13 protein-coding genes are annotated in these 19,466 nt (G+C 63.8%); 6 read left to right on the top strand and 7 right to left on the bottom strand.

Features of this window, described 5'->3' with window-relative positions; genetic code table 11:
- Positions 1-316: 316 nt before the first annotated feature.
- From M4578_RS10540 to argC, 5 genes are all read left to right on the top strand, one after another.
- Positions 317-1,321, top strand: coding sequence for an AraC family transcriptional regulator (locus tag M4578_RS10540; RefSeq protein WP_258093379.1), 1,005 nt, complete (start codon positions 317-319; stop codon positions 1,319-1,321).
- 108 nt (positions 1,322-1,429) lie between these two features.
- Complete coding sequence (locus tag M4578_RS10535; protein WP_258093378.1) at positions 1,430-2,257, top strand: NAD(P)H-binding protein; 828 nt, start codon at positions 1,430-1,432, stop codon at positions 2,255-2,257.
- 25 nt (positions 2,258-2,282) lie between these two features.
- Positions 2,283-2,711, top strand: coding sequence for a DUF4345 domain-containing protein (locus tag M4578_RS10530; RefSeq protein WP_258093377.1), 429 nt, complete (start codon positions 2,283-2,285; stop codon positions 2,709-2,711).
- A gap of 158 nt (positions 2,712-2,869) precedes the next feature.
- Positions 2,870-3,328 carry a GNAT family N-acetyltransferase gene (locus M4578_RS10525; protein WP_258093376.1) on the top strand — a complete coding sequence of 153 codons (459 nt, stop codon included), beginning with the start codon at positions 2,870-2,872 and terminating at the stop codon, positions 3,326-3,328.
- Positions 3,329-3,846: 518 nt separating this feature from the next.
- Positions 3,847-4,824 (top strand): N-acetyl-gamma-glutamyl-phosphate reductase, encoded by a 978-nt coding sequence (gene argC / locus M4578_RS10520; RefSeq protein WP_258093375.1) that lies wholly within the window; start codon positions 3,847-3,849, stop codon positions 4,822-4,824.
- A gap of 113 nt (positions 4,825-4,937) precedes the next feature.
- On the opposite strand, the gene M4578_RS10515 is transcribed toward argC, so the two are convergent.
- Together M4578_RS10515 and M4578_RS10510 are read right to left on the bottom strand one after the other, a co-directional pair.
- Positions 4,938-5,576, bottom strand: a complete 639-nt coding sequence (locus M4578_RS10515) for an HD domain-containing protein (protein ID WP_258093374.1) — start codon at positions 5,574-5,576, stop codon at positions 4,938-4,940.
- Positions 5,577-5,759: 183 nt separating this feature from the next.
- On the bottom strand, positions 5,760-6,764 hold the full coding sequence (locus tag M4578_RS10510) for a GNAT family N-acetyltransferase (protein ID WP_258093373.1): 1,005 nt from the start codon (positions 6,762-6,764) through the stop codon (positions 5,760-5,762).
- Between the two features lie 136 nt (positions 6,765-6,900).
- Here M4578_RS10510 and M4578_RS10505 point away from each other — a divergent pair, with 136 nt between their 5' ends.
- Complete coding sequence (locus M4578_RS10505; protein WP_258093372.1) at positions 6,901-7,770, top strand: LysR substrate-binding domain-containing protein; 870 nt, start codon at positions 6,901-6,903, stop codon at positions 7,768-7,770.
- 366 nt (positions 7,771-8,136) lie between these two features.
- Here M4578_RS10505 and M4578_RS10500 read toward each other — a convergent pair whose 3' ends face one another.
- The 5 genes from M4578_RS10500 to M4578_RS10480 are packed head-to-tail and all read right to left on the bottom strand — an operon-like array spanning position 8,137 to position 19,157.
- On the bottom strand, positions 8,137-10,677 hold the full coding sequence (locus M4578_RS10500) for a DEAD/DEAH box helicase family protein (RefSeq protein ID WP_069709536.1): 2,541 nt from the start codon (positions 10,675-10,677) through the stop codon (positions 8,137-8,139).
- Entirely contained in the window at positions 10,677-12,479 is a 1,803-nt protein-coding gene (locus M4578_RS10495) for a phospholipase D-like domain-containing protein (RefSeq protein WP_258093371.1), read from the bottom strand. Before M4578_RS10495 ends, M4578_RS10500 begins: the two co-directional genes overlap by 1 nt.
- Positions 12,479-13,693: a hypothetical protein gene (locus tag M4578_RS10490; protein WP_069709534.1), complete on the bottom strand. Its 1,215-nt coding sequence runs from the start codon at positions 13,691-13,693 to the stop codon at positions 12,479-12,481. Before M4578_RS10490 ends, M4578_RS10495 begins: the two co-directional genes overlap by 1 nt.
- Positions 13,693-16,893, bottom strand: a complete 3,201-nt coding sequence (locus M4578_RS10485; RefSeq protein WP_258093370.1) for a UvrD-helicase domain-containing protein — start codon at positions 16,891-16,893, stop codon at positions 13,693-13,695. The genes M4578_RS10490 and M4578_RS10485 overlap by 1 nt, the downstream gene beginning before the upstream one ends.
- Before the next feature lie 2 nt (positions 16,894-16,895).
- Complete coding sequence (locus M4578_RS10480; RefSeq protein WP_258093369.1) at positions 16,896-19,157, bottom strand: PD-(D/E)XK nuclease family protein; 2,262 nt, start codon at positions 19,155-19,157, stop codon at positions 16,896-16,898.
- Positions 19,158-19,466: the final 309 nt, after the last annotated feature.

Below are 19,466 nucleotides of genomic sequence, written 5' to 3'. Positions count from 1 at the left end.
GCCTCCGCCATCTGCACGGCAGCGGTGTGCCGCAGGACGTGGGCGCAATTGCCCGAGAAACAGACAGGATCCTGATCCGCGGATCCGACCAGGACCAGCGACGATGACCGCGCGAACAGGCCGGACACAAGATCGCTTCTGAAAAAGTGCCTGCGATCTCATTTAAGCCTCGCGACGCGGGAGCCATCCATACAAAGCCGTTGCTGCACGTGCAGGCTGAATGACAGGGCTGGCGGAAAGAGGGGCCCCAATCCGCCGCGCGCCCGGATCCATTGCGCGCTTGGCTGCTAACCGCCTGCATCGTAGAATGCGGAGCATGGGGTATGTGACGTCGCTCTTCGCGAGAAAGGTGGTCGCCGCGGCGGATGGCGGCGTTGATGCGGCGGCGATGCTGGCCAGTGTCGGGCTCGCCGCCGACGAGCCCTTCGATGCCGGGCGGATGGTTTCCGCCGAGCGCTACTACGACATGCTTGAAAGGCTCGCCGACCAGATCGACGTGACCGATCTTCCGATCCGCACCGGTGCCTCCATGCGGCTTGACGAATACGGCGCACTCGGGCTGGCCTTCAAGGCGGCAACAACGCTCCGGGCGTCCTATGCGCGGGTGGAACGCTATGCGCGTCTCTGGACCAGCGTTGTCGAATACGAGCTGCGGCCAGCGCCCGGGGGCACGCTCTTCATCCTGCATCGGGCGGGCAAGAGGCGCCTCGGGATGCGGCTGTCGAACGAGGCGACCCTCGCCAGCGCGGTCTCGATCGCGAGGCAGGTTTGCCCGGTGCCGCTGACGCCCCTGGAAGTGCTGGTCCGGCATCCCGCCCCGCGCTCGATCGCGGCGCATGAGGACTGGTTCGGCTGCCCGGTGCGCTTCGGGGCCGAACTCGACGCGATCCTCTATGCCGACGAAACCCTGGCCCGGCCCAACATCCTCGGCGACGAGGGGATCTCGCACTACCTCACCACGCATCTCGACGCGGAAATCTCCGAGATCACCCGGGAGCCCGCGCTTGTCATGCAGGCCAAAGCCGCAATCGCCCAGGCCCTCAGCGAAGGGGCGCCGAAAATGCCCGAGATCGCCTGGAGCCTCGGGCTCAGTGCGCGGTCCTTTCACAGGCGCCTTTCCGAGCATGGCATGAGCTTTCAGAGCGTCACCGAGGAAACCCGCCGCGACCTTGCCGAGGGCCTCTTGCGGGACGAGAGCCATTCACTGGCTGAAATCGCGTTTCTCACCGGGTTCTCCGAACAGAGCGCCTTTACCCGCGCGTTCAAGCGCTGGGTCGGCAAGACGCCCGCGACCTACCGCAAGGAGATGGTCCACCGCTGACGGGCGCATTGGCGACAGCGGTCAAAAGACTGGCATCGCCGGTCAATACCGCGCGGCATTCCCGCGCTAATCCCTCGGCTGACGAAAGCGAAGCCAGGGAGACCCCCCATGAAAGACCAGGAAATTCTCGTCATCGGCGCAACCGGCAAGACCGGCCGCCGCGTCGCCAGCCGCCTTGAGGCGCGGGGCGTTCCCGTGCGCCGTGGTTCGCGCAGCTCTACAACGCCCTTTGACTGGGACGCGCCGGAGACCTGGGCGGCGGCGTTGCGCGGGTCCCGTGCGGCCTATGTCACCTACTTCCCCGATCTTGCATTTCCCGGCGCCGTGGAAAAGCTCGAGTCCCTCTGCGAGACGGCCCGCGACGTAGATGTCGAGCATCTCGTGCTGCTCTCCGGCCGCGGCGAACACCACGCGCGGCTGGGCGAAGAGGTGGTGCAACAGTCCGGCGTCGATTTCACAATCGTCCGGGCCGCCTGGTTCGCTCAGAACTTCTCCGAAGGCTATCTGCGCGATCCGATCCTGGCTGGCGTTCTTCCGATGCCCGGCGGCGATGTCGCGGAGCCTATCGTTGATATCGACGATATTGCCGAGGTCGCCGTCGCGGCGCTGACCGAAGAGGGTCACAAAGGCGAACTCTATGAGGTGACCGGCCCGCGACTGATGACCTTCGCGGATATGGCGGCTGGTCTCTCGCAGGCAACCGGGCGCAATATCCGGCATATTCCGATCAGCTTCGAGGAGTTCCACGCGACCATCGCGCAGGCTGGCGGCGCCTTCGTTGCCGATGTCTTCACCGCCATCGCGCGCGAAACGCTGGACGGGCGCAACGCCCAGACCACGGACGGTGTGATGCGTGCGCTTGGCCGTTCCCCGCGCGACTTTGCGGACTTCGCCCTGGCCGCCGCTCGAACCGGCGCCTGGACAAGCGCCGCCTGACATCGCCCGACGAAGGGAATATGACATGAAACCCACCCTCTTCGAGAAGATCGCACTCGGTCTCTCCGGCCTCACAGCGCTCACCATCGGTGCTTTCATCCTGTTCATCCCGCACGCCTTCTACGCCGGCTACGGCATCACGCTCGGGGAAGACGCCAACCTGCTGAGCGAATTGCGCGCACCCGGCGCCGGTCTTGCGGGGTTCGGCCTTTTGATGCTGCGCGGCATCTGGCGGCACGCGGCCCTGCCCCTTGGTATGGCGGTGGCCCTGACGGTCTTCATCGCCTTTCCCGCCGGACGGCTGGTCGGGCTTGCGATGGACGGAATGCCGTCCGACAGCGCCATCGGCGCCCTCGTCGTGGAACTGATCATCGCCGCGCTCTGCCTCGCGGCCTTCCGCCGCCGTCTTTGGAAGTCGGCAGCCGGCCTTTCCACGGCGCAGCCCACATACTGAGCCCGCCGCGGCGGCGTGGTGCGGTCTTTTGCACAGATGGCTTGAACACTGAATCGCATCATGGGGGCGCCCTGCGACGTAAAGCGGAGGTGAGCCCTGTCCGCCGGGGCCCATCTCCTGTTGAGGCGATCAGCAATGAAAAGAGGGGGATCAAACTCATGAGGGAACTGCGTTACCGCCGAGCAACCGCAGCGGATCTGGAGGCGATTGTCGGGATGTTGGCCGATGACGTGCTTGGTGCGTTGCGGGAAAACGCTTCGCCGGCGGTCGATGATGGCTACCGGGCTGCATTTGCGGAGATTGATGCCGATCCGAACCAGTTTCTGTGTGTGGTCGAGGATGGGCAGGAGATTGTCGGAACCTTGCAGCTCACCTTCATCCCGGGCCTTTCTCGCAATGGCACCAAGCGTGGACAGGTCGAGGCGGTGCGGATCGCGAGCGATCGTCGGGGCGGCAGGCTTGGTGAAGCGATGTTCGCTTGGGCCATCCGCGAATGCCGGGCAAAAGGGTGTTCGTTGGTTCAGCTCACCACGGACAAGGCCCGGCCAGATGCTCATCGTTTCTATGAGCGTCTGGGTTTCGAGCCGACCCATATCGGATACAAGATCGAGATCTAAGGGGAGGGCGATAGCCCTCCTTCACGCAGGAGCATTCGTAGATGAGGCGAGGATAATGCCCCTGCGGTGCATGCCCGCCCGGTCTGGACGGCTGCCGCGCAGAAAACCCGTATCGCACGAACCGCGGCTCAGGTGAGGAAGTCCCGAGGCGGGCCGATGAGGCACCGCGCAGCATACTTGCGCCGCAGCCCGCATCGAAAATCCTTCACCGAGGCAGACGGTCGCTCCGGTGATCCGGGCCACGAGACGCGCAGGATGTGTCAACATTCCGCTTGACCTTGAACGGGCTTGCCGACACTGCATCAAGCCATGTTCAGGACCCAAAACCTCTTTGACCGACGCCGACGCCGCACAGCGAAGCTGCGGCCTCTCGGGCTGCGCGTCGATGAGTGTTATTGGGCGTGGTAGCCGGTTTTCCATAGCTACCGCCGCCGGAGCACCTCCGACCCGCGTTCCTGAACCCCCGCAGCCCTCGGCTTCGGGGGCTTTCTTTTTCCCAAATGTGGAAGGACATCATCATGAGTATTCGTGTCGGTATCGTCGGCATCAGCGGTTTTGGCGGCGGAGAAGCGCTGCGCCTGATTGCGAGCCATCCGTCATTCGAACTTGTCTACGCCGCGGGCGATGGTAGCGCCGGCAGCCGGTTGATCGACCGCTTTCCCGGGGTGCCGGGCAAGCTCGCCGGGCTGGTGATCGAGAAATGGCCCCCCGAAACCCTGCCAAAGCTCGATCTGCTCTTCGCATCGCTGCCCACAGGGGCGTCCGCCGAGGCCCTGGCACGGGTTCCCCAAGAGGTCAGGATCGTCGATATCGGCGGCGACCACCGCTATGCCGAGGGGTGGACCTATGGCCTGGCCGACATCTGGCCCGACCGGATCCGCGGACAAAGCCGGATCGCCAACCCCGGCTGTTTTCCCGCCGCCACGCTGAATACCCTCGCGCCGCTTCTGGCAGGCGGGCTGATCGAGCCCGGCAATATCGTGATCGACGCCAAGACCGGCATTTCCGGTGCGGGGCGCGGTGGTGGCGACAGCAGGTTCGGCTATGCCGAAAGCAATGAAAACCTACAGCCCTATGGCCTGCTCACGCATGTCCACATGCCCGAGATGGCCACGACGATCGAGCGCCTGAGCGGCGGGAAAGCCACCGGGCTGGTGTTCACACCGCATCTGGTTCCGATGACCCGGGGCGTGCTGGTTACCCTCTATTGTCGGGGCAGCGCGACCACGGAGCAATGCCTCGATGCCGCGCGGAGCTTCTATGCGGACCGTCCTTTCGTGCGTGTGACCGACACGCCGCCGCAGACCAAATGGGCGACCGGCTCGAACCTGTCGTTTGTCAGCTATGCGGCGGATCCGGCGCGCAATCTGGTGATCGCGATGGGCGTGGTGGACAATCTCGGCAAGGGCGCGGCGGGGCAGGCGGTGCAGAATGCGAATCTGATCTGCGGGCTGCCCGAAACCGCCGGACTGGACGGCGCGCCCGTCTGGCCGTGACATATCGGCAAGATCGTTCTCTGCGGGTTTCGCCTTGCGGTCCGTAGAGGGCGCAGGCGGGCGTCTCGGCCACGGCCGCCCGCCTGGACGCCCAAGCGGTCCGTTGCCAGCGATTATCCGATCTCGGCCAGCATGCCGTGATAGAACGCCTCGATCTGGGCGGAACGTTCCGCCGCGAGCCGGGCGCCTGTCGCGGTACAAAACCGGTCGCCGAGCGTCATCAGCTTCGTGCGGAAGTGGTCGAGCGCGAAGCGGCTGTCATCAAGCGGCCTGTGGCGTGCGGGGGGATCCACGGCATCGCAAATCGAGCTCCTGCGCAGGCCCGCGACATAGAAACATCGCGCCACACCGATAAAGCCAATCGAATCCAGCCGGTCCGCATCCTGAAGAATGCGCGCCTCCAGGCTTTGGGGCGCGATGCCCGCGGAAAAGCTGTGCGCCTCGATGGCATGGCAGACCTGTCCGCTCCGCTCCGCGTTCCAGCCCAGATCGGAGAGGACGTTCCGGGCCTTCTCGGCTGCGAAGCGCGAGGCCATGCCTCGCTGCGGCGAGCCCTTGTCGATCCAGACGCCATCATGCAGCAGCGTGGCGGCAAGCAGGATCTCCAGGTCGCCGCCCTCGATATCGGAGATCCGCAACACGTTGCGCCAGACGCGCAGAAGATGCGCCTCGTCATGCGCCCCGTCCCGCGCGTCGAAGGCATGTGGCAGCAGGGCCTCGGCGAGAGCGGGGTTGGAGAACTGCCTGTGCATCTGCCCGTCCATGTTCCATGTGTGTGTGCGGTCTTTGGGTCTTTTAACCGCGATGGGCGGGGACGTCTGCAGGATCCGCCGGGGTCGGACGAGACGCGCGGCGCAAGGCGCCTCTTTCGTGCCGATCCGCGAACGCCCGGGGGCGGGTCCGGCGGTGAGGGAGGCGCTGGCAGGCGGAACGTTCTAGGTCACCTGCCGGATGTGCCAGGTGATTGCGTTGTGGTAGCCATATCGCTCCAGCAGGTCGATCTTGCCGTGCCAGGCTGCGGGGCAGACCACCAGAACCGAATGATCGCCGCGTTCTCTGCGCGCCGCCTCGGCGGCACTCAGCAGAGCCCCGGCGCGAGGCGCCTCCGGGCCGAGCCGTGCGGGCTGCGCCAGCGCATCGTCGAAGAAATCGTCGATCACCCCGATGCCGGCGATGTTATGCGCTGCCGGGATATGCAGGGAAGTTGCCGGCTGCGAGATCGCGTAGCCCCGGACACGGCCATCCGCCTGGGACACGAACATGTCGCGATCCTCCAGGCTGAGGCTGCGCCGCATCCAGGCGCCAAAGCGGTCGTCTGCCTCGTCATGCGGTTTCCAGAACGGCGGATGCAACGACTCCAGGATCCGCCTGTTCACGGCGCTCGAGGCGACGATTTCCGGCACGTCCTCTGCGGTGGCCTGCCGCACAGCCGCAAATGCGACCGGGCGGGCCAGACCGGTCTTTGCGAAATAGAGGGTGAGCGGTGCATATCCTCGCCGGGCATAGGCGCTTTCCCAGGCGCCCCCGGGCACGCTGGAGGCCAGCAGGATCCGCGCGCCCGTGCCGATCAGGTCGGTTTCGGCGGCTTCCAGCAATGCGCGCCGCGTGCCGCGCGGTGCATCGGGCGTGACGGCACCGTCTTCCATGAGCAGGCCGGGTGGACCGAAGGCGCCGGCATAGATCGGCGGAACCGGGAGCAGAAGGGAATGCGTCGCGCCGACCAGCCGGCCTTCGGAAATTGCGACGAGCCAGTGTTGCCGAAGGGGTGGCTGTGCGGCGCCCAGCACAGATTCGAGCGCTGCGCGGGTCTTGCTCTGCGCCGCGTCGTCCAGTTGCCACAGCTTGGGTTCGGCGGTGTGGCGATCTTCCGCATCGGCCAGCAGCAGGGCGGTGAGGGCATCGAGATCGGAAATTTCGGCGGGGCGGATGGTCAGGCTCATGACGGGTCCTCTTGTCGGCGGCGGGGTGGTGAGGCGCGGCATGCCACCGATTGCAGACGCGGGGAGATTTGACAAAGCAGCAAATTTGCCAGAGCTGTTAGAAAACCTAACGCTTGTGGTCCCCATGATGGAGAAGGTGAACCTGAATGCCCTGCGCGTCTTCGCGCTGGCGGCACGTCATGGCAGCTTTCAGCGCGCGGCAGAGGCGCTGCACATCTCGCATGGCGCGGTGTCGCAGCGCATCAAGCAGCTCGAGTCCGATCTGGGAGTCGTCCTGTTCGACAGGAAACCCCGTGGCGTGGTGCTGACCCCCAGAGGCAAGAGCTATCACGCCGCGGTCGAGGAGGCGCTGGCCACCCTCTCGGCGGCAACCGCCGAGCTGACACGGCCCGCCCGCCGGATCACGCTGCATATCGGATCGTCTTTTGCCGCCAAGTGGCTCATGCCGAGGATGAAGGGCTTTAACGCCCGGTTTCCGGAGATGTCTCTGGCGACAGAGATCCACGACACCCCGCTGGAGCGCAGCCTCGGGCGCAACGAGATCGCGCTCTGGCCCGCCAGAACGCCAGGACACAATCCGGCGCATCATCTTCGGCGACTTTGCGAGCTGCGGCTTGTCGCGGTGTGCAGCCCCGACATCCATCGACCCGGCGCGCCTGTCGACACGGACACCCTGCTGTCCTTTCCGCTGCTTCAGGACGCTCATCGCCGATGGGATCGTCTGATCGGCGAGACCGGGTCTCGCGGCGCGCCCACGGTGCTGAATTTCGACCGCTCCGCCCTGGCGCTGGATGCGGCGATCCACGGTCACGGGGTCGCCATCGCGCCGACCTTCATGATCGAGCCGGATTTGCGCGCCGGACGCCTTGTGGAGATCTGGCACAGCCCGGAGGCATCGGGGGAATATCTCTTCCTGTCCTGGGCCCGACAATATGCGCATGAGAGGCCGCTGAAGCGAACCGTGACGTGGATTCTGTCGGAATTCGGTCTGGAACCAGAGGGTTGACCTGCGGTCATAGGCGCACACCTCTGCGGTGGGCGCGGCCCGGCGGAGACACAAATGCAGACGCCGCCCCGAGGGGCGGCGTGCAAGCGTTGCGAAACGCGATAGTGTTGGTTGCGGGGGCTGGATCTAATCTTCACTTGTTGCCCGAGCAAGTAAAGATGGTTGCGGGGACCGGCATCGATCACAACTTGCAATCGACGCCGGTAAAGATGGTTGCGGGAGGCTGCAACCACCATTACTTGCGACCTACTAACATCCATTTTCCTATCAACGCCAAATCCAACTCGGGGAGAATGGTTGCTAAAAATAGCAGCTTTCATTCCGTCCTATTCCGAACAGCAGCGTGAGTATCGGTTACACTACAATTCAACCGCCACGTCTTCCCGGCGAAAAATCCGGCACTGCGCGCCGAACGCGGTCAGCGCAGGTTCGTTTGTCATCTATCACCTCTGACCGACCTGGAACGGGACGCAGGACATCGCCATGCAACTGCGCCCTCAGTTCCAGCCAACGCGCCTTGAGAACCTGCCAGTTGTGATCGTCGTATGTGCCACTGACGACAACAGGGTGAACCCGAATGCGGGGCGGGAGACCATCACCATGATCCCTCCATTTCCGCCATTCGCGAAGCCAAAGACTGTTCTTGCGATCCACACGCCCAATCTGCTGCTCGACAATGCCGGGATTCCACTCCGCGTGCAGTAGAATCACTGTGCGACAGGCCTCATGCAGATTCAGGCCCTCACGCCCGACGCGGGATTGCGCGAGGAGCACCATCGGCCAACTGGACGACCGGTTGAATGCAGATTGCAGCATACGCCGCGTTTGCGGTGCGGTTGCACCTGACATCATCCTGGCGAAGTTGCCCTCGCGCCCGGAATAATCGTTCAGCCAGGCATCCAGCCGGGCTTTCTGCGTATCGTTGTTCTCTGCTTCATCATCGCCGGCAAGCTCCAGGAGCAGTTTTTCGAACAGCCCGAGCATTTCCCGCCCCGTCCAGGAAGCGCCCGCAACTTCCCGCCTGCCACCAAGTGCCTCGAGCAAAGCCCCGAATTGAAGGTCTTGTTTGCCGTCCTCATGGCGCAGAATCTCTGACAGAAATGCAGCAGCTCCTCCCTCCAGCGCAAGGTCTTCCAACTCCCGATGAAGCCGTGCGAGTTCAGCCCGTCGCTCGCTCGCCCACTCCTGATAGCGGGTTTTCAACATCACATCGATTTCGTCGACCCCACCCGCCACCGCAAGATCAGGATCTCTCATCGCCGCAATGACGGCTGCTATATTGCTTTCCCCGATCCCACTGGCAGGCCAGTGCTGTCCGTCTCGCAAACGACGCAGCATCTCACGCGCGTCCAGCAGTCTGGTCAGCACATTCATCGGCGTCAGGAACCTGCCGAAGACGAGCACTTTCTCGCCGGCCCGTGTATAGGCCTCGATTTGTCTCACTGCCGCCAGGATCGCAGGGTGGCTATAGATGTCGTTGCTCTCAGCGGTAAAAGCTTCCGTCCAAAACCCCGCCGGACCAACGAGGTTTGCATCTGTCATGCCAGAATGGCTGTCTTCCTCATCCTCTCCAAAGCCGAACCCATACCCCTGGGCAACGGCGAGCCTGACCCGTTTCACACGCGGATCATCCTGAGGGAGTAACGACAGCGCCTCAGCCGCACAAAAGCGGCGCAACCAGTCACGGGTAAAACCCTCTGCCTCCGGTGAAACCGGGATATCGGTGACCTCACGATAATCACCATGACTGTCTTTGAAGACGCAGAATTCGGGGTCACTTCGTTTGTCCCGGCGCAGGACGTGTGGTCGCAATGCTGCGTAGAACTGCCGGGCGGAGGTCTCGAATTCCCCGGTCAGCGTCTCGTCCAGTTCTTCGGTTTGAATCCGACGAACAACATCCACATAGCCGGTGATCCATTCCGTCAGCTCTGCGAGCGCAGTAATATCCTGATCATCATCGCGACCATTGAGTCGCTCCAGCGTGTCGATCCACTGGCTGGAGTCCAGCTCGACCGGGGTTGCGGTCATGCCCAGACGAAAAGGATCATCCGCTTCCCAGCTTACCGGGCCGAGAATGCGCGAAAGGCTTGAATCTGCGCCGCGCGCCTTGTGGGCTTCGTCAACGACTATGAGATCAAACTGACCCAGGCCATAGCCGATCAGCGGCAGGATCCTGTTCTTGTAATCGTCCGCCGAAAGCCATTTCTGATCGCCGTTAATGGCATCGCGCGGCAGTTCGTGGTCCAGAATCGTTTGGGCAATGTGCCGCGCCGCACGGCGACTGGCATATACATAGCCCACCTCACCCGAATGGAAATTTTCGCGCATGAAGTTGCGCCGTCGGCCGTCAATCAGGCGGGCGACGTTGGGTAAGAGTTCCCGGCGCCAGCCTCCAGCGGGGCCTTCTCCACGATTGGGAAACTGCATGTTCGCGAAGGAATGAGATATCATTATGATCTCTTCGGCGGCCCAGCCGTTCTCCGGCAACTCACGCTGCTTGCGGCGATCCGAAAGCCACTCCTTATGGCTGTGTAACCGTCTTGCGCTCCCCTCCGCATCGGTATCGTGCAAAAAACCGGAGATGAAACCATCATAGCTGCGCAGCGGCAGCAATGTCTTGTCGTCGGTGTTGAACCGTTTCAGTTCCTGTTGCCATTGTGCCCCAAGGCCCGCGGGCAGAACAATGGCGCTGCGCCCGCCCGCCTCCCGCACCGCTGCGATCAGCGCCGCCGCAATGCGGGTCTTGCCCATACCCACCTCATCAGCCAACAGGGCCGAGCGTTGGCCCGCCCGGATACGGCACGCTAGTTCTGTGACACTCGCCTTCTGGCCATGATCTAGCACGGTATCATCAGACGTCCCTGCGATACGATCCAGAATGCTCGCGACTTCGTTCCAGTCCACCATCACGCGGCCTCCCGTTCCCAGAGCGATGGGTAAGCGCTGAGCTCCCACGCGACGGACACTGCCAAAAGCGCATCTCTCAATAGGTCTGGCGAAACCCCTTCCGGGCGCATACGCGGATCTGCCAGAGCAGGCAGAGGATTTGCCCTGGCGTTCCGGAAGAACTCGAGCATCGTTTTTTCGCGAGACGCGATAGCGCAAAGTTTCTGTTGCAACTCCCGACACCACCTTTGCCAGTCCCGCGGGTCTAACCTTGCCTGTGTCTCACAAAGACGCACCAGAAGTTCCATCATCCTGCGAATGGGATAGGCAGCTGGCGGAGCTTCGGTGGTATCTGAGGCGTCGGTGAGCGGCTCTTCGCCTTCCTCACCCTCATCTTCGCTGTCAGCATCACCAGGCTCGGGAAATGATCCAAGGCTGGCAAGGATATCTTCGACCGACATATCGGAGGGGCGAGCGACAACAAGTGCGCCGGAAGAAATGACAGGCAGCCGCCAGCCGCCCTCCGCGAGGGTCACAATCGCTGGAGCCGGTGCAGGCCATGGACAAGGTGTCTGGGCCTGAGCCGCATCGACACCAATCACCATCACCGATTTGTCTTCGGGGGCCGAGAGCACCCCGTCTTGCCATATAAACCACGCAACTGGCGGCTGGGTTTCTGGCTCATCGGGGCGCACAAAGCCTTCCCCTTGCTGCAGGGCCTCGGGCGTCACCACATCAGTGAACTGGATCGGAAAAACAGCGGCGATACCGTTCCGCGTGTCTCTGCGTCGCGGCCATTTCAGTCCTCCCGGCAGATCGACGATCACACCTGCCTCAAGGTTTCCCCCGGCGCTTGCGGCACGCTCAAACCCGTTCATGCTCAGATTGCCGGATCCAAGATAAGCCCGTCCCGAGGCCTCGGTCTCGCCCGACGCCAGCACCACAAATTTTGCATGCAGGCACCCATCAGTTCCATGCAAGACAGAGCGCGGAGGGCGCAAGTTCCAGCCTGCGTCAATCAAGGCACCGGCCCGGGCAGCAAGCCCCTGACAGGAGGACGGGTTGAGAAACAGGTCGAGAGCCGCTGTTTTCGTCAGGGATTTCTCCTGCACCAATGCGCGGCGCAGTCGCTCTGGCAGGCCAGCAGCACCATCGCCGTCGCTCTCGAAATAGCCAGACCCGAGGATGAGACGGTCGGCCTTCTTTTTGGTACCCAGGCGCTCGACCACCTGAGGAAACAGCGCCTGATTGCGGCTGTCGATGAAGCGGGGACGCGCGGATGACGTGGGCAAGGCTGTGATCGCGGCCTCCAGCAGGGCGTCTGGCCGGTGCCCGTCAAAACTGCGTTCGATCAGGGCGCAATCTGCCCGCTCGCGCAGCCATCCAAACATCTCATGCGCAGCGCGGATATCGGCAATGTCCTGTGCGTCAGGCACAGCAGAGTCCAGATCGATCGACCAGAACAGGTCGATGCTGCGAGTAAGCGGATCCTGTGTCCAGTTCCCCGTGCTGACAGCGAGGCGAATGACATAGCCATCTCCGCCGCGCTTGCGAAAACCCAGAAGCGCCACCTTGGGATGGAGAAGGTTGTAGCCGCGTCCCTCGAGGCGCATCCACATCCAGGCAAGTCCCGGAACGTCCGAGATCGCATTCATGGTTGGATGGATGAAGGCGGCCAGCACCGGGCGCGCCATCTCGCCTGTGAATGTTCGGCGGATCTGCCCCAGGACCTGCCGCGTCGCGGTGAAGCCGCACATAAGACCAAAGTCGCCATAACAATCTTCGGGCGGCATGAAGAGGGAGTAGAGCGTCGTGTTCTGCATCAGACGGCCTCCGATCCCGCGTCACGGCTGCCCGGGTTCACCTTTCCGGACAGCTCTGTCACCAGACAATGAAGATTGTGCAGCCGGAAAAGCTGCGGCGCGAAGGCCTCGTCCTGAGGGGGCCGGTTCTCGTCCTGGGTCTCCGAGCTGCCCCGCAACTCGCTCGCAGCCGGCCCGAGAAAAATGTGGCCTTCGCGCTGACAAATCACGGTAGAATCGCGCTCGGCCAGCCTCTGGATCAGCTGTTGATCGGACAGATGTCGGATTTCCGCGATAAATCTGCGGCTAGTCTCCTCATTGCCCTGATCGACAAGCGCGCCTTTTGCCGAGGCCAGATCTCGCAATTGTTTCAGCGGCTCGGCGGCGACTTCGGCTGCCTCCGCTTCTGACAGGCGCACAGGCTGATTATCGTCGCGAAGCTTCAGCAGGTGCTGTTCCAACTGGTCCAACACCGTCAACGCGGCATCGCGAATATCCATAAAAGCCGCTCCGGCGCGCAGATCCGACCAGTGATCCGGCGCAACCCCCGCCAATGCGGTTTCCTGGTCCAAATGCGTGGAACTGGGGCCCGTGCCGAGGCGCGCCAGCTCCCGGCGCCGGGTCGAGCCGGGATCATTTCCGTCGAGCAATCGGGCAAGGATCAGTTTACGCACCGCTTCCGGGACAGCCCCAACCGGGGAAAGCACTGCTAGGGCCTCCTTCAGGCCATGTGGCTGTCTGCCATGCGCCCAGGCACCAAGCAAACGGCGCGGTTCTTTCATCGCATTCAGCTCCAACAGCTCTCTGCCAGCGCTATGTATGCGGAACGCGCCGTAGCGGCTGCCCTGCACGAACCCGAGTGCGACCAGAGGCTGCACCATCGCCATGCGGATCGGCTGAACCACATAAGTTCCGCGACGCCTGAGATTGTGGAAACTGCTATCCTTCAAGCCCTGCATCTTCCTCGCCCCTCGCACGCGGCGATCCTGCGGGCCCGCGATGACTTCAAGCATGACGCGCGCTTCGACCGCGTTGCCGACAGGCAGTGCCGGCACACCAAGTTCCTCGGCGATAGAGATCGCCAGAACCGACCAAAGGATGGGCATGGGAAACCACATGCCGCCGATTCCGGGGACCGCCCGGTCATTGAAATGACGAACCGCCGCCGCAAGCCCAAGGTTCTGCTGGCGTCGTTGCGAAACCACGGTATCGGGCGCAAGTATTCCCCAGGGCATCAGTTAACTCTGGCCTGTGCGCAAGCTCCCGCTGACGCGCCCTCATCTGCCAGTTCCAGCCAACCGTGATCGACCCAGAACACCGCCACGCCCTGCAGCGGATGCTGCGGGTATAGTCCGGCCAACAGTCCGGCATAGCTGGAAAGCTGTGGCCAATAGGGGCCAAACCCGTCACCGCCGCCGCCGGATTTATGGTCGATCAGCATCGCGCCTGCCGGGCCGATGGCGAGAAGGTCGAGGGCACCGGGGATCTCTGCACCCTCGGGCGTGTGGCCAAGCACCGGAATCTCAGCGCGCAGATCCGTATAGCCCTGATCGGCAAGCCAGGCTTTCAGCGCCGTGGCGCGCTCGGCCACTAGCGCAAGAGTGGCGTCGTCAAGCCCGGTCGCGAGAGCCAAAGCCGGGGCCAGATCGGGCCGGGTCAGGTATGTGCGCAGCGCCAGATGCAGTGCTGTGCCGCGGTAGGCATCGTTCAGTGCCTTTGGCCAGGGTGCTCCGATGTTGATACGGCGGGACACGGGCGGTACCCCCGCACTACGGGTTTGCGAGGGCTGCAGCCGCCAGGGCGTTAGCGGTGTCACGGGCAACGGCGCAGCGGCACCGAATCGCAGCGCTGACGCTGCCGCACCGCCTGCGTACTCGGTAAATCCCGCCTCTTCAGGCAGTTGCGTGATCAGCGCCGGGCAATCCACGCCATTGATGCGCAGGCTGCCCGCCCCGATCTGCGGCGCGCAAGTATCGGACAGGATATGAAACAGGTTCGTAGCCTCGGGCGCGTCTTCTTCGCGGTCCTTCAGAAAACCCGGCCATTCCAGCACCAGCCGGTCACGGGCACGGGTCAGAGCGACATAGAGAAGGTTTTTCGCATTGGCTTCAAAATCGGCGCGACGGTCTTCGATGAAACGGCGGGTCGCCTCGGGCGCGGCAAAGCCGGGCGTGTGGATCAGGCTCGCGGACCCCAGCACCACCGCCATATCGTCGATGCGGTCCAAGGCATCGAAACGGGTCGCAGTGGCCCCCGCACGTTCCTCGATACCATAGTCGAACTCTGCGACGACAGTGATCGGCCATTCCCGCCCTTTGGAGGCATGCCAGGTGACGATCTCCACGGCCTCGGCGCTGTTGGCGGAAGGATCGGGATGACGGTCGAAATCGCGCTCGCCCCCACGGGCGTCGAGCCAGCCGAGAAAGACCTTGGCAGTCTCGCCGTGGAACCCCGAGGCGGATTTGAGATCGCGATGCGCGGCTTCGAACTCACCCGCCTCAGCCTCTAGCCGCAGAAGATCGGCGCGGGACTGGGCGGCATCGGGCTGACGTTCGGCCCAGAGACGCAGGTCGGCGGCATCCAGCACCAGATCAAGCCCCGCCCCCACTGGCGAGCGGGCCAGAATGTCCGAGAGCGCGGCCAGCAGCATCAGCACCGGGTCATCGACCAACCGCCCTTCGATCTGGGCGGATAGCGCCTCCTGCAAGGGCAGCGGGTCCGGGCCAAGCGTGCGCAAGAGCAGCCCGGCATGGATATCCGCCGGATTGGCGGCAAAGGCCAGCGCGGCGCGGGCGGCAACAATCACCGGGCTTTTCGCCCAGCCATCCTCGGCGATCCGCACCGGAACGCCGCGCGCGCGCAATTCCTCGGCATAGCGGGCGGCGGTGGTGTGGCGGCAGACCAAGAGCGCGATATCCGAAGGCCGCGCCGGCCGGACGGCCTTCGTGTGGCGGTCGGTGATGGTCTCAGTATCAGTCAGGATACGGGCGATGCGCTCGGCGATGTGTTCTGGGGGCTGCGAATACTTTTGTGAGCGCCGTCCCTGCGTAGCGTTCAGAACCTCGATCGCGGGAGCTGCGACCGCATCGCGGGTCGGCGCCAGCGGGTTATAGCCCTGCCCAAAGAGGCCAGCCCCCATCGCATTGACGAATTGCATGATGGCTGGGGTCGAGCGCCAGTTGCGGTCCAAAGGCTGGGTCGCATCGGGATTTGCCGCCGCCAGCGCTGTCGATAGGCGCGGATCGGCACCCTGAAACCCCATGATCGACTGTTTGACATCGCCCACCAGCAGTGTGCGCGGCGCGTGCTGGCCCAACTGCCATAAAAGCGCGAATTGCACGGGGTTGGTGTCCTGGAATTCGTCGATGATGACACAGTCGATCTCGTCCAGCACCGCTTGCCGCACGGCGAGGTCGGTGCGGAGCAGGTGCTCAGCCCCGGTGATCATGTCAGCAAAGTCGATCAGGCCGAGCGCCTTCTTGCGGGTCTCATAGGCCGCCATCACCTCTTGCGCGCAGGCGATCAGGCAGGACAGGTGCAGCTTAGCATCGGCCAGCGGGCCGGGATGGCAGGGCAGCACATCCGCCGCCGCCATGATCGCCGTGGCAAGGTCGTCATATCCCGCAGGCGTCTTGCTGGAGCGGTTAGAGATGAACAGGCTGCGCAGATCGTTCCAGACCTGCCAATCCCAATCCAGAAGATCGGGCGCGCGATCAACACGTTTGAAAAGCGCGAGGTTTTTCTCCAGCTTCTCGACATTGGTTTTGGCGGTGATCCCGGCCATGCCTCCCTCGGGAAAGGCTGCGATCATGACCTGCACGGCCGTCTGCAACGCGGTGGTCGCGGCGATAGGGTCATCCAGAACCGGCCCGTAAACCGCATCCAGCCGCGTCAGTGCCGGAGCGATCAGGCCAGCGTCGCGCCCCTTGTCCCCAAGGCCGCGCAAGAGGTCGATCATCGATAGCACCCGGGCGCGCAAACTGTCTTCGACCGTCTCGCCCTTCACGAAGTTCGGGGCGTAACCGAACCGCTCGGGCGCGGCCTTGATCGGGTCCAGCGCCTTGGCATGTGCCAGTGCCTGACGGATCAGCAGATCCCGCTCGGCATCGCCCAGATGACGCGGCTGCGGCGAGGCGCCAGCCGCCAGAGCATGTTCGGTCAAAAGCCGCAGGCCCAGTCCATGTATGGTCGAGACATAGGCGCGCTCGACCGCCATCGCCTCGGCGACCAGTCCATCGGCCAGAAGGCCGGCACGGATCCTTTCGCGCAACTCGCCAGCCGCGGCTTCGGTAAAGGTGACGGCAAGGATACGTTCGGGCCGGACAATGCCGCGTTTCACCCAATCGGACAGCTGGGTCTTGATGCGGTGGGTCTTGCCCGCGCCGGCACCCGCGGGAACGATGACCAGACCTTGATCTGCATTGACGGGGGCCATGGTCATTCCTCCTCGAGCGTGCGGATGAAGGCGGTGACCAGGGCCGAGCCATCGGTCAGCGCATAGGGGGTGAAGCCGGCTTCTTTCTTGAAGAAGGCCGCATCCTCAGAGGTGTTCAGCACGACCCGGCCTGCACCAAGTTCGGCCAAGCGTTCCGCCAGCTTGGCTACCGCCCCGGCATTCACCGCATCGCCCATGTCGCGAGCGGGCGAGCCCTCGGGCAAGACCAGACCCGAAGTCAGCAGCCCGCCATCATTCATCAGGTGATAGGCGACCGCCACCTTGCGGCCGATCAGCGGGTCCATGCCGTCACCCTCGCGCCGCATGGGCCGCGCTATCATATCGGCGTAAAGCCCTGCCTGCAGATCCCAGCCCGCCTCCATCCGCTGCCGCCGGCCCTTGGTGCCGCTTTTCTTGTGATCGATGATCAAGAGCGCACCATCAGGCAGTTCAAGGATCGCGTCGGCCTTGCCATGCAGATTGATGCCATGCGCCTCACCGGCCAGCCAGATTTCATTGCCGATGATCTTGGCATTGAGCGCCAGCAAGTGGTCGCGCCAGCGCAGGGCCGCCGCCATGATCTCACGCTCCAAACCGCGGCGCTCCATCTCCCATGACGGGCTGCGCAGATAGCCCGCGTGACGGGTGAGCGCGCGGTCATAGGCCTCGGGGATCAGTTCTGCCAGCGCCTCGGTTTCCGGGAACGGCTGATCCTTCAGGAAGACATGCTCAAAGACATCATGGGCGATATTGCCCCTTGCCATCACGTCGAGTTCTTCGGTCGACCAAGACATATCCTCGGCCCCAACCTCGGCCAGAAGCCAGGCGAGCGGGCTGACAAGCAGCGTCTCGAGCCGTGAGGGCGATTGCGGTTTGGCGGTGCCGTCATCGCGCCGACGAAGGGACAGAAGGTGATGCCCCGGGAAAGTAAGCTCCTCAGGCAATTCCGCGGGTTCCGACACCGGCATCAGATGGTGATACGCAATCGGCCATTCCGCAGGGCTCTGACGCGACAGATCGGTGATCAGATCGCTGGCATCCTCAACGCCCGCCACCGCCCGCGCCACCAGCGACAACCCGGCCGAAGGTTGCAAGCGCCCGCCCGCCAGATCGCGCCATGGGATGAGGAAGGTGACGCTGCCGGAAACCGCCTGAAGCTGTTGATCAAGTAACGCGAGGCTTTGCGCCAGCCCCTCGGCCCGACCGCGAAGGTGAACGCCGGTTCCCGCGTGTATCGCAGCGATCTCGCTGTCAAGAAACAGCGGATTGGCACGCGGGCGAGTTGGGTAAAGCCCGTCGGTGAAATCGCTGACGATCAGATGGCGGCATGGGCGCCACGGGCTTTCATGCGCGGACCAGAGGCTGACGCCTTCAAGATTGCGGTCGGGGTCCGCAACCATGGGCGGCGCGATCTGAATGCCACGCAGGATTATCTCCCAATCCGGCGTGCCTTCGCCGGGGGGGACAGTCAGCCGCGCGCGGACCTGATCGCCTTTTCCGATCCGCTCGCAGATCCGGTCCAGCAGGAATCGCAGCTGCGGCAAGCTGCCGGCCGAGGCGCGGATATCGTCCCACAGTTCCTTATGTGCGGGCGTGTCCGTGAGGATGGCGCCTCGGAAATCGCCACCCATGAGGCTTTCGGCAAGATCGCGTGCGGTCTGTGCCGCCCAGGGCATCAAAGGAGAAAGCGCGAGGCTCGCCAAGACCATAGCCGGAGTTGGCGGTCGCTTGGCCAGCGCCAGATGTAGCGCGGTCTCGCCAATGACATCTCGCTCGGGTAATTGGCCCGGAAGGCCCGAGAGCGGCACTCCCTGGGCTGAGAAAGCGCGCGCGATCTGGCGCAGATCATCGCCCGACAGCACGGCGATTTCACGGGCCGAAACGCCGGACTCAATCAGCGCCCGGGCTTGGGCGGCGGCGAAATCGGCGCAGGCGGCGGGATCGCGCAGACCATAGAACGCGAGGCTGTCATCCAGAACCCCGGCCTCGATATCCTGCGCTGAAACACCGCCCTGCAGCGCGTGCAGACGGCTGCCGATTGCGGCCCGGGGCGTATAGGCGCTTGCGGGAACAGTGCCGAACTCGTCCCGCAACCGGGCAAAAAGCGCCTGCAGCGCCGCAGGAGCTAGAGGATCCAGCGAACCTTCAACCACCGGCAACGAGCCCAGGAACGCCCCATGCGGCAGGGCCAGCACATGGGAAATCGGTGCCAGCCCCTCTGGCAGCGCATCCCCCAACCTTTGCCACAACGCGACCAGCGCCAAGAGATGCCGCTTGGCGCGGCTGTCTGGCAGGTGATCGACGTTCGGCACCTTCAGATCCGGCGTGGCCAGCACAAGATCCGTCAGCGCGGCGGTCACCGCCGAGATCGTCTCGACAGGCGCATTGGCAAGACTTTCGGCCCAGACCGGGTCAGGCGCCTCGGCAATGGCACGCCCCGGCGCCCATTCGGCAGAAATGGGGGCAAGGGACAATTCGGCAAGACCGGTATCGGTTAGGCGGTATTGCAGGCCGGAGCGCGGATCAATGACGAGGAAGGGGTAGTGCATGAATGGCCTGCAATCTGCTGATCA

It is taken from the genome of Salipiger pentaromativorans, assembly GCF_024721115.1.
Classification (GTDB): Bacteria; Pseudomonadota; Alphaproteobacteria; order Rhodobacterales; family Rhodobacteraceae; genus Salipiger; species Salipiger pentaromativorans.
This window is presented reverse-complemented; position numbering and strand designations above follow the sequence as displayed.